Annotated in this window: 10 protein-coding genes; all 10 read right to left on the reverse strand. The window is 59.8% G+C overall.

What is annotated here, in order from left to right; genetic code table 11:
- Positions 1-24 precede the first annotated feature (24 nt).
- A complete protein-coding gene (locus tag ACESY8_RS02070; RefSeq protein WP_054338520.1) occupies positions 25-555 on the reverse strand; it encodes a hypothetical protein in 531 nt (176 codons plus the stop codon).
- Complete coding sequence (locus tag ACESY8_RS02075) at positions 552-1421, reverse strand: mechanosensitive ion channel family protein (RefSeq protein ID WP_204682052.1); 870 nt, start codon at positions 1419-1421, stop codon at positions 552-554. The genes ACESY8_RS02070 and ACESY8_RS02075 overlap by 4 nt, the downstream gene beginning before the upstream one ends.
- 546 nt (positions 1422-1967) lie before the next feature.
- Complete coding sequence (gene tuf / locus ACESY8_RS02080) at positions 1968-3167, reverse strand: elongation factor Tu (protein WP_007495837.1); 1200 nt, start codon at positions 3165-3167, stop codon at positions 1968-1970.
- Between the two features lie 126 nt (positions 3168-3293).
- A complete protein-coding gene (fusA, locus tag ACESY8_RS02085; RefSeq protein ID WP_007495839.1) occupies positions 3294-5399 on the reverse strand; it encodes an elongation factor G in 2106 nt (701 codons plus the stop codon).
- A gap of 14 nt (positions 5400-5413) precedes the next feature.
- Positions 5414-5884 carry a 30S ribosomal protein S7 gene (gene rpsG, locus ACESY8_RS02090; RefSeq protein WP_009259261.1) on the reverse strand — a complete coding sequence of 157 codons (471 nt, stop codon included), beginning with the start codon at positions 5882-5884 and terminating at the stop codon, positions 5414-5416.
- Between the two features lie 209 nt (positions 5885-6093).
- Positions 6094-6516: a 30S ribosomal protein S12 gene (rpsL, locus tag ACESY8_RS02095; RefSeq protein WP_007495843.1), complete on the reverse strand. Its 423-nt coding sequence runs from the start codon at positions 6514-6516 to the stop codon at positions 6094-6096.
- Between the two features lie 74 nt (positions 6517-6590).
- A complete protein-coding gene (locus tag ACESY8_RS02100; RefSeq protein ID WP_007495846.1) occupies positions 6591-6833 on the reverse strand; it encodes a ribosomal L7Ae/L30e/S12e/Gadd45 family protein in 243 nt (80 codons plus the stop codon).
- A gap of 234 nt (positions 6834-7067) precedes the next feature.
- On the reverse strand, positions 7068-8402 hold the full coding sequence (locus tag ACESY8_RS02105) for a branched-chain amino acid transport system II carrier protein (RefSeq protein WP_007495849.1): 1335 nt from the start codon (positions 8400-8402) through the stop codon (positions 7068-7070).
- Positions 8403-8452: 50 nt separating this feature from the next.
- Positions 8453-10045 carry an amidohydrolase gene (locus ACESY8_RS02110; RefSeq protein WP_498794546.1) on the reverse strand — a complete coding sequence of 531 codons (1593 nt, stop codon included), beginning with the start codon at positions 10043-10045 and terminating at the stop codon, positions 8453-8455.
- Between the two features lie 167 nt (positions 10046-10212).
- Positions 10213-11565, reverse strand: coding sequence for a sigma-54 interaction domain-containing protein (locus ACESY8_RS02115; RefSeq protein ID WP_021630895.1), 1353 nt, complete (start codon positions 11563-11565; stop codon positions 10213-10215).
- Positions 11566-11803: the final 238 nt, after the last annotated feature.

An 11803-nucleotide genomic window follows, 5' to 3' on the forward strand; every position in this document is an offset into this window, starting at 1 on the left:
GCGCTCTCGCGCCGCGCTTTCCATTCACTCCTGGAGTCTCTTGGAGGCCCGATAAAGGAAGGTCATATAGAAGACGGCGTTCGCCAGCGCAGCGACCAGTGTAACCAGCAGGAGTCCAACCAGCCTCTCGCCCATGATTGGCACAAGGAGGCCGGAGAGGAGCGTGACCGCCAGGCAGGCCGCATCGAGTTTCCACACAAACCGCCCCCGGGCTGCCATGGACAAGTCCCCTTCCGCCTCCAACCGTCTGGCGGTCTTGGTGCATACCAGGTAGACCACCGCGAATTCGAGGATATAACCGAGCAGATCCGGGACCCCGATCAACCTGCACAGCAGCCCCGACACCCGGGCCACAACAGAGAGCACAAAGGCCGTGTGATAGCCCTTATCCACCCGGCCCGCCTGATACAGCCCCATCATGGGCAGAACCAGCGCCGCCACAACCGCAAACAGTCCGGCCGGGGGAATTGTGGCCAAAATCATGGCCACAATCACAAGAAGCTGCCCAATAAAAATTCGGTTTAAACCGCGGCCGACCTCCACATTATCGCTCACGGCTCGCTCCTCTCCCGCTCCATCAGGTGGACGTTCAGATGGTTGTAGGTCATCTCAATGCCGTTCCGGTCAAAAGCCTCCTTAACCTGCTCCAACAGGTCGTAGTACAGCGTCCAGTAATCCCCCGTGGCGCACCACACCCGGACCACATACTCAATGCTGCTGTCCCGGTAGGCGTTGACCCGCACAAAGGGCTCCGGCTCGGCCAGGGCCATGGGGTGCGCGGCCACGACTGCCCGCAGAACGCCGGTCACCTGCTGGAGAGGGCTGTCATAAGAAGCGTTGAAGGTGAGATCTACTCTCCTCCGCTCTTCCGTACTGTAGTTGATGATCTTTTCCCCGGAAATCTGTCCGTTGGGCACGGAGATCACCTTGTTGTCCACGGTACACAGCTTGGTGTAGGCCAGTCCCACCTCCTGCACCGTACCGGAGATGCCGCCGGCCTCCACGTAGTCCCCCGCCTTGAAGGGCTTGGAGAGCAACACCTGGATGCCGCCGGCCAGGTTGGACAGAGTGCCCTGGATGGCCAGAGACACCGCCAGTCCAATGACGCTGAGCACCGCCACCAGGCTAGTCATGGGCACTCCCACGTAGTCCAGAACGATACACAGGGTAATCATCCACAAAATAACCCGCAGGGCCGCATGGATGAAGGTATGCAGGCTCCGCTCCAGCTCCAGGCGGAGGAAGGCCCGGTCGGTCAGCCGGAGAACCAGCTTCATGACCACCAGGCAGCCTGCCAGAAGGAGCAGCAGGGTGATGAGCTTCTCCAGATTCAGCCCTTTCAGAAAGTCGGTCACCGTCTGTAAGGTCTCCTCTGCCTCGTCCGGGGTGACGGTTCCCAGGTTGGTCAATATGCTCTGCATGTCTGGCACGCCCCTTTCCACTTCCTGTTGTACCATAAAAAAAGGGGACTGTCCACTCAGCTCGTCCCTTTTCCTTAAAAAATTTCTGGATAAAGCAGCTTTTTAAAAAGCAGAAGGCCTGCCGATCGGCAGGCCTTCTGCTGAAATGAAGAAGAACTTCACAAGGTGGATAACAAGGCTTTTCCGCCGGTGCTCACCCTCCTGTGGAAAAGCTCGAGAAATATTACCTCCTCAATGCCGATGACGACGCGTTTCCCACGGTGCGGCCGTTCCACAGAAGCTCCGATTCTGTGGGAACCCTGTTCATTTTGCTTGCTCGGCGGAAATGAATTCCGCCTGTGTCAAGGTTTTGTCCTTTGGGCAAAACCCTGCACGCGTCTCCCGGCGCGCCCCACCGCAGATGGGGGCCGGGCGGCCGCACTGCGGCAAAAGAAAATCCCCGCCTTATGGCGGGGATTTTCCAAGGGAGCATCAATGACTCCTCGATGTCGATAACGACGCTTTTCCCTCGGGCGGTCACCCTCCTGCGAGAAAGCTGGAGTGAGATTACTCCTCGATGTCGATGACGACGCCGGAACCCACGGTACGGCCACCCTCACGGATAGCGAAACGCAGGCCCTTCTCGATGGCGATGGGGGTGATCAGCTCCACCTTCATGTCAACGTTATCGCCGGGCATGCACATCTCGGTGCCCTCGGGCAGGGTGATGACGCCGGTAACGTCGGTGGTACGGAAGTAGAACTGAGGACGGTAGTTGTTAAAGAAGGGGGTGTGACGGCCGCCCTCGTCCTTGCTCAGAACGTACACCTGGCCCACAAACTTGGTGTGGGGGTGAATGGAGCCGGGCTTACACAGAACCTGGCCACGCTCGATGTCGGTCTTGGCGACGCCGCGCAGCAGGGTGCCGATGTTGTCGCCGGCCTCAGCAAAGTCCAGCAGCTTGCGGAACATCTCGATGCCGGTGACGACGGTCTTCTTCTTCTCGTCGGTCAGGCCAACGATCTCAACTTCCTCGTTCATCTTGATGGTACCGCGCTCCACACGACCGGTAGCGACGGTGCCGCGGCCAGTGATGGTGAACACGTCCTCGACGGGCATCAGGAAGGGCTGATCCGCCTTACGGTCAGGAGTGGGGATATAGCTGTCGACAGCATCCATCAGCTCCTTGATGCAGGCGAAGTCGGGATCGTCCACACCGCCCTCGCAGGTCAGGGCGTTCAGAGCGGAGCCCTTGATGATGGGGATATCGTCGCCGGGGAACTCGTACTTGGACAGGGTCTCGCGGACCTCCATCTCGACCAGCTCCAGCAGCTCCTCGTCGTCCACCTGATCGCACTTGTTCAGGAACACGACGATGGCGGGCACGCCCACCTGACGGGCCAGCAGGATGTGCTCCTTGGTCTGAGCCATGGGGCCATCGGTGGCGGCGATAACCAGGATGGCGCCGTCCATCTGAGCAGCACCGGTGATCATGTTCTTGATATAGTCGGCGTGGCCCGGGCAGTCAACGTGGGCATAGTGACGGGCATCGGTCTCGTACTCCACGTGGGCGGTGTTGATGGTGATGCCGCGCTCACGCTCCTCGGGAGCCTTGTCGATGCTGGAGTAATCCTCGTACTGAGCCTGGCCCTTCAGAGCCAGATACTTGGTGATAGCGGCGGTCAGAGTGGTCTTGCCGTGGTCAACGTGGCCGATGGTGCCGATGTTGACATGGGGCTTGGTACGCTCAAATTTAGCCTTAGCCATTTGGATGTTCCTCCTTAAATTCTGATAGTAAGATGGTTCTTATTTCCACAATAATGCGAAAATATTGTATAGCATTGCAGAATAAAATGCAATACCCTTGTTGCGAGAAATGCCAAAGGACAGAAATTAATCGTCCTTGCGGCCCCGCTCCGCGATAATCTTCTCGGCGATGCTCTTGGGGATCTCCACATAGCTGTGGGGCTCCATGGAGTACTGGCCGCGGCCCTGGGTGGAGGAGCGTAGGTCAGTGGCGTAGCCGAACATGCTGGCCAGGGGCACCAGGGCATCCACCTGAGTGGCGCCGGGACGGCTCTCCTGGCCCTGAATCATGCCGCGGCGGCTGGTCAGGTCGCCGATGACGTTGCCCAGATACTCGTCGGGTACGATGACGGAAACCTTCATCACGGGCTCCAGCAGGATGGCGTCCGCCTTGCGGCAGGCCTCCTTGAACGCCATGGAGCCGGCGATCTTAAACGCCATTTCGGAGGAGTCGACCTCGTGGTAGGAGCCGAAGGTCAGGTGGACCTTCACATCCACAACAGGGTAACCGGCCAGAACACCCGCCTGCATGGCGCCCTGGATACCGGCGTCCACCGCAGGGATATACTCCTTGGGGATAACGCCGCCGGTAATCTCGTTGAGGAACTCATAGCCCTTGCCGGGCTCATTGGGCTCCACGGTGATGCGGACGTGGCCGTACTGGCCCTTACCGCCGGACTGGCGGGCATACTTGGTATCCTGCTCGACCGACTTCTTGATGGTCTCCTTGTAGGCGACCTGGGGTGCGCCCACGTTGGCCTCCACCTTGAACTCGCGGAGCAGACGGTCGACGATGATCTCCAGGTGGAGCTCGCCCATGCCGGCGATAATGGTCTGGCCGGTCTCCTCGTCGGTCCAGGTACGGAAGGTGGGGTCCTCTTCAGCCAGCTTTACCAGCGCCAGGCCCATCTTCTCCTGACCAGCCTTGGTCTTGGGCTCGATGGCCACGCGGATGACAGGGTCAGGGAACTCCATGGACTCCAGGATGATGGGGTGATTATCATCGCACAGGGTATCGCCGGTGGTGGTGTTCTTCAGGCCCACGGCGGCGGCGATGTCGCCGGAGAAGACCTCCTCGATGTCCTCCCGGTGGTTGGCATGCATCTGTAGGATGCGGCCGATGCGCTCCTTCTGGTTCTTGGTGCTGTTGAGCACGGAGGAACCGGTGGTGAGCTTGCCGGAGTACACACGGAAGAAGGACAGGCGGCCCACATAGGGGTCGGTCATAATCTTAAAGGCCAGGGCGGAGAAGGGCGCGTTGTCGTCGGCGGGACGCTCGTCCTCCTCGTCGGTGTCGGGGTTCACACCCTTGATGGCCGGGATGTCCAGCGGGGAGGGCATGAAGTCGACGATGGCATCCAGCAGCTTCTGAACGCCCTTGTTGCGGTAAGAGGTACCGCAGGTCACGGGAACCAGCAGGTTCTCGATGGTGCCCTTGCGCAGGGCACGGCGGATCATATCCTCGGGGATGGGCTTCTCCTCCAGGGCCAGCTCCATGATCTCATCGTCGATGTCAGCACAGGCGTCGATGAGCTTGGTGCGGTACTCCTGGGCCAGCTCCAGCATATCGGCGGGGATCTCCTCCACGCGCATGTCCTTGCCCAGCTCGTCGTAGTAGATGTCGGCATCCATCTCCACCAGGTCGATGATGCCCTTGAAGGTATCCTCGGAGCCGATGGGGAGCTGGATGGGCACCGCGTTGCACTTGAGCCGGTCGTGGATCATGTTGAGCACGTTATAGAAGTCAGCGCCCATGATGTCCATCTTGTTGACGTAGATCATGCGGGGGACCTTGTAGTGGTCGGCCTGGCGCCACACGGTCTCAGACTGGGGCTCAACGCCGCCCTTGGCGCACATAACGGTCACAGAGCCGTCCAGCACGCGCAGAGAGCGCTCCACCTCCACGGTGAAGTCCACGTGGCCCGGAGTGTCGATGATGTTGATGCGGGTCTGGGGGAACTGGTCCTTGGACCCCTTCCAATAGCAGGTGGTAGCCGCGGAAGTGATGGTGATGCCGCGCTCCTGCTCCTGAGCCATCCAGTCCATGGTGGCGGTGCCGTCATGGGTCTCACCGATCTTGTAGTTGACGCCGGTGTAGTAGAGGATACGCTCGGTGGTGGTGGTCTTACCGGCATCGATATGGGCCATGATACCGATGTTTCTGGTATTCTCTAAGGTAACTTTCCTAGGCATACTCTAACTCCTTATTACCAGCGATAGTGCGCGAAGGCCTTGTTGGACTCGGCCATCTTGTGGGTGTCCTCGCGCTTCTTGACCGCGGAGCCGAGGTTGTTGGCGGCATCCATGATCTCGCCGGCCAGCCGCTCCTTCATGGTCTTCTCGCTGCGGGCGCGGGAGTAGTTGGTCAGCCACCGCAGACCAAGGGTCTGACGGCGCTCGGGGCGAACCTCGATGGGCACCTGGTAGGTGGCGCCGCCCACGCGGCGGGCCTTGACCTCCAGGGACGGCATGATGTTCTCCAGAGCGGTGGTGAACACGTCCAGGGGGTCCTTCTCGGTCTTCTCCTTGATGATGTCGAAAGCACCGTAGACGACCTTCTGGGCCACACCCTTCTTGCCGTCCAGCATGATGCTGTTGACCAGCTTGGTCACCAGGACGGAGTTGTAAATCGGATCGGGCAGAACCTCCCGCTTGGGTACGTTTCCTCTTCTGGGCACTTTGCTTCCCTCCTTCATAGTATGATTTCATAGGTACTCGAAGGCTTTTCAGAAAAGCCCCCGTGTAAGACAAGTGCCTGCTTGTCCAGTGCCCCACAGAAAACGCCCCCTATTATATATAGGTAAGCGCTTCCGCAAGGACAACTGCCTTGCGCGTTTGCGCATAAAGTCTCTTATTGGGTTTTCAGAAGAATTTTTACGGAGAAAAATTACTTCTTGCCGGCCTTGGGCCGCTTCGCGCCGTACTTGGAACGGGCCTGCATGCGGTTGGCAACGCCCTGGGCATCCAGAGTGCCGCGGATGATGTGGTAACGCACGCCGGGCAGGTCCTTGACACGGCCGCCGCGGATCATGACCACAGAGTGCTCCTGCAGGTTGTGGCCGACACCGGGGATATAGGCGGTGACCTCCATCCCGTTGGTCAGACGCACACGGGCGATCTTACGCAGAGCGGAGTTCGGCTTCTTGGGGGTGGCGGTACGAACCGCAGTGCACACACCTCTCTTCTGGGGAGAAGGCAGGTCGGTCATGCGGTTCTGCAGGGTGTTCAGGCCCTTCTGCATGGCGGGAGCGGTGGACTTGTAGGTCGCGGCCTCGCGTCCCTTGCGGACGAGCTGGTTAAACGTAGGCATGGTTTTCCTCCTTTCTTGGTTTCTAAAGAATATATTTTAACGAAACGGATGAAAATTATTCCGTTTCGCTAAAATCAGTGCAGCAGCGCGGCCACCGCGCTGGGCACGGCGATACCGCACGCGGAGCCCAGTTCCTTCATCTGGGGAACCCGCTCCACCGGAATCTGTTTTTCTGCGCACAGGGCCTCCACCGGGGCGGTCACCCTGGGATCGGCATCCTCTGCCAGAAAAACCCGGGCGGCTTTCCCATCATTGACGGCCCGCTTGGTCTGCTTGACGCCGACCACCTTGGAGCCCTGCTTGAGTTCCGTCAGCATGCGGTCTGCCTCCCATCGCTTGATTTGCAGGGCCGTCTGGCTTTTCTGCCGCGTATCCCCTTTTGGCAGGCATACCTGCGCGATTTAGAATTTTACCATATGCGAATTCTAAAGTCAATCAGAAAATCACTAGATTTTGCAAAGCTTTCCGGCCCGTTTCCAGTCAGAACCGCCAGAGCGGGGGGGGGGGGCGGAGGGGCTTCCCCCCTCCGCCGCTCCCCTGGCACTATTCAATCATTCGTTTTTTGCAATTTCCTCTGCAATTGGGTCGCCCATGGCCTGATATTTTTCCTTTCCCCTGCACAGAAGGGCTCCCACTACTGCGCCTATAACGGCTGGAGCCAGCCACGCAAAGCCCAAATCGGAGAGCGGGAACATACTCATCAGGTCCTTCAACCAGCCAATGTCAGGCGCCACACTAAGCACCGCGTCCCCCAGGCTCACAATCCCCGCCATCAAAACGCCACCCTTGTAGAAACCGTCGTTCGGCAGAAAGCGGTCCAGCAGTCCCAAGATGGTCATAACAATGCAGACCGGATAGATCACCAGGAAAATTGGTGTAACATAGTTCACGATATTCTGTACTCCGGTGATCCCCATGAAAACTCCGATGATGCAGGCTATCAGCATCAGCAGCTTGTAGGGCACTCTCTTTTTTAGAAATTCATAAATAAATGAGACAACTGTGGTTCCAATGCCGACCGCAGTCGTCAGACAGGCCATGGCTACCGCGCCGCCCATACAAGCCAGCCCGGCAGTCCCCATGATTTGCCGAATGACACCAGAGAGCAGCGCGGTCTGGGCAGTATCCTGGGCATAGATACCGCTAGCCGTGGCGCCAATGTAGGTCAGAGTACCATAAACAGCAAACAGGGCGATAATGCAGACGATACCCGCCATAAATCCGCCTCTTCGGCTCTCCTTTCCGTCATAGCCTCGGCGGCGGAGATCACCCAGGATGACGCTTGCAAACATGATGCCGACCGTCAGATCGCCTGTATTATAGGCCGTCAGCATGGCATCCCCAAAGGGGTTTCCGATCCCGGTATCCACTGGCTCCCCTACCGGCGTCACCACACCCTTGATAAGGACAATTGCCAGAAGCACCAGTAGGATAGGCGTCATATATTTCCCCAGCTTGTCGATCACCGACTCCCGGTCACAGGCAAAAAAGTAGACCAAAACAAAGAACACAATGATAACTGCCCAGTTGGGCACCTGCGGGAAAAGCGGCTGAATTCCGATTTCATAAGTGGTAGCGGCACTCTTGGGTAAGGTAGAGCCCATGGCGATCAGTGTACAGCTCACCAGATAAAACGCGTTATAACACCACGGAGACACGTGGCCCATTAGGTCCTCAGAGCCCTCTCCGACGTTATTAACCGCCCAGAGAGCCATAACCGGCAGAACGATGCCACCCAGCAGCAGGCCCATAGCACCGAGGAACCACTCCTGTCCGCTGAACAGGCCAATCTGCGGCGGGAATATCAGGTTTCCGGCACCAAACATGGTGGAAAACAGCGCCAAACCTACAATCACGGTATCCTTCCAGAAGGATTTCTTCTTCATAGTGCTTCCTCCCCGTTGTTTCGTTGCCTATGATCTAAGCTGTGAACGGACTACAGCGTTTCCGCCCGATAGACTGTCACACCATTTAACACCGTCTCCAAAACCTTAACCCGATTAAAGTCTTGGTGAGAGATTTTAAACAGATCCCGGTCCAGCACCACAAGGTCGGCCTGCTTGCCCAGCTCCAGGGTGCCGCGGACAGCCTCATCCCGGCTGGCCCAGGCGGCATCGGAGGTGAACAGGCGCACCGCCTGCTCCACGGTGAGGGCCTGCTCGGGCAGATAGACCCTGGTGCCCGCCCGGTTCTGCCGGGTGACGGCGGCGCGCAGGTTGTCCAGCACGTTGAAGGGCTCCACCGGGCAGTCGGAGCCGCCGCTGATCCGGATGCCCAGATCCTCCATGGCCTTCCAGTTGTAGCACTCCTTCGCGTGGGCCTCCCCCACCCGCTCGGCGATGATGTTCATGTCGGCGTCAATGAAGATGGGCTGGATGTACGCTTGGAGGCCCAGGGCCTTCATCCGCTCCAGCAGGGCGGGTGTGGTAGTCTGGGCGTGGACGATGCCGTGGCGGTGATCCGGCCAGGGCTCCTCCCGCTCCACCCGCTCGATGGCGGCGCACACCTTGCGGAAGGCCAGGTCGCCGATGGCATGCACCGCCACGTCCATATGGGCGGTATGGGCCGCGCGAATCCGGCTGCACAGCTCTTCCTCGGTGTAGATAGGGATGCCGTGGTTGTCCGGCTCGTCCAGGTAGCCGTCAATCATCTCCGCCGACTTGGCCCCCAGGGAGCCGTCCTGGAGCAGCTTGCGGGGGCCGGTGCGGAAGAGGCTCTCCCGGTCGGCCGGATCGCTGCGCACCGCCTGGAGCCGCTCAAAGTCCTCGGGCTCCACCAGGCACTGCTCGTAGACCCGCACCGTCAGTTCTCCGTCCGCCTCCATCTCCCGGAAGATGCCGATCAATCGGATAGGGTCCACTCCGGCAATGGCCTTCAGATCGTCGGAATTGACACAGGTAATGCCCGCCGCGTTCAGATCCCGCTGGCCCAGCCGGATCAGCTCCTTTACATAGGCGTCATCCGCCTGGGGGAGCACCTTCATATACAAGCGGGCGGCATCCTCCCGCAGGATGCCGTTGGCAAAGTCCACCAGGGCCAGTACCTCGGGCGCCACATCCTCCAGCGCGCGGATGCGCTCCAGCATTACGGAGTTGCAGGCCCCTATGTGCAGGCAGGTCCGCAGCATACACACCGGGATATCGGTGGAGATGCGGTCCAGATCCTCCCGCGTCACCAGGCGCCCCTCCGCCATGGTCTCTTGATTCCAGCCCATGCCGATCAGGTAGGATGGGTGGTCCCGCTCAATCCGGGCCCGCCCCCGTTCTATGATCTCCCCGATGGACGCCACGCCAAACAGGGAGAGGTTTTTCTGAATCATGGCGTAGTGGAGCAGGTGCATGTGGGAATCGGTGAAGCCGGGCAGCACCATGGCACCCTGCAAATCCCTCGTCTCATCCCACGCCTGCGCCAGAGCCTCCTGAACGCTCCCCAAAAAGGTCAGTCTGCCGTCCTCCGCGCCCACCGCCTCATAGCGGCGCATGGCGCCGTCCATCGAGGCAACCGTTCCGTTGTACCAAAGTCTCCGCATATCAGCCTTCCTTTCCGCCTGCGGCAAGTTTCGTGCACTTAACTTTGCAAACGGGATGCCAGCTCACCCTAATGCCCAAAAAAGGACCCGAGGGCCGGTATTATAGGACATACCTCCGGCTCTCGGGCCCTTTTTCAGGGGGAAAATATTTTGCGGCGCAAAATTTTTTACAGGTCAAATTTTTTCAGCTTGTACTTCAAATTCTGCCGGGACAGGCCCAGCAGGCGGGCTGCCTGGGAGATGGAGCCGGCCTGCTGCATAGCCCGGCTGAGCAGCTCCCGCTCGTAGGAGTCCAGCGCCCGGGTGAGGGAAAAGCTCTCCTCCAGGCGCAGGGCCTCCGGCAGCTCCGGCGGCCGGTTCAGGCCGCCCAGCCGCCCGGCCAGGATCTCCTCCATGTCCTCCACGGTGAGGCGCTCCCCCCGGGCGACGGCCACCGCCCCCTCGATGGCGTTTTTCAGCTCCCGCACATTGCCCGGCCACGCATAGCCCCGGAGCAGCCGGAGGGCCCGCTCGCTCAGCCCCCGCACCCTCCGGTGCAGCTTCCGGTTATAGTGCTCGATAAAGTAGTCCGCAAGCGGGCCGATGTCGCACAGCCGCTCCCGCAGGGGCGGGAGCGTCAGGCGAATCACCCCCAGGCGGTAGTACAGATCCTCCCGCAGGCGCCCCTCCCGGATGAGCTTCTGAGGCTTCTCGTTTACCGCCGCCACGATCCGCACGTCGAAGGGGATGTCCCGGCTACCCCCCAGACGGCGCACTTTCTTCTCCTCCAGCACCTTGAGCAGCTTGGCCTGGAGGGCCGGGTCCATGGAGTTGATCTCGTCCAGGAACAGGGTGCCGCCGTCCGCCTCCTCCAGCAGCCCCTTGCGGGTGAGGGCGCCGGTGTAGCTTCCCTTTTCCGTGCCAAAAAACAGGCTCTCCAGCAGGGTGGCCGGGATGGCCGCACAGTTTTGGGAGACAAAAGGTCCCGCCCGGCCGCCCTCGCTGTGGAGCGACTCGGCCACCAGCTCCTTGCCCGTTCCCGTCTCACCATAGATGAGCACCGACGAGTCCAGCCCGGCCACGTCCCGGATGCGGCTCTTGAGGGCCAACATGGCCGGGTCTTCCGTGAGCATCCGGTCCAGGGTGGACAGGCCGCCGCCCTCCCCGCCACGGATCACCCGCTGGTCAATGGTGTGGTACTTGGACGAGTCCACCACGCACTCCACCCGGCCGTCCACCACGATGGGGATGGTGGTGGACTCCAGCAGCACCCGCTCCCCCCGGTGGTTGTTGATGTCCTGGAGAACGTTGTAGCTGGCCCGGCCCGTCCGCAGGGCGGTAAGGATGGTGCTGCTCTCCCCGTCCAGCTCCGGATAGAGCTCCAGAATGTGCCGCCCCACCGTGTCCTGGGAGCACCAGTAGCTGTTCAGCGGAATCCGGTGGTATTCGATGATCCCCTCCCGGTTGACCACCAGAATTCCGTCCGTATCCTCGCAGAGGCGGAGTACCTCGCCAATCTGATCCAGAAACCGCTCCAGCATGCCTGCTCTCCCCTTCTGTTCATGAGAATATAAAAAAAATCTGGATTTCTCCAGATTCGACGGATAAAACAATTGACTTTTGTTCCCTTTTCATGGTATACTGAAATGCTCTTATCTTCCAACCCAGTTTTCCCGATTTTTTCCCAGCTTGGACACAGTTTAGCATGCGGGGCGGGAAAGCGCAAGAGGATTTGTTTCTTTTTTGTCCACACAGCCGAGCGTGTACTTCCTTCTTCCC

The organism is Clostridium sp. ATCC BAA-442 (assembly GCF_964239415.1).
Lineage (GTDB): Bacteria > Bacillota > Clostridia > Oscillospirales > Oscillospiraceae > Flavonifractor > Flavonifractor plautii.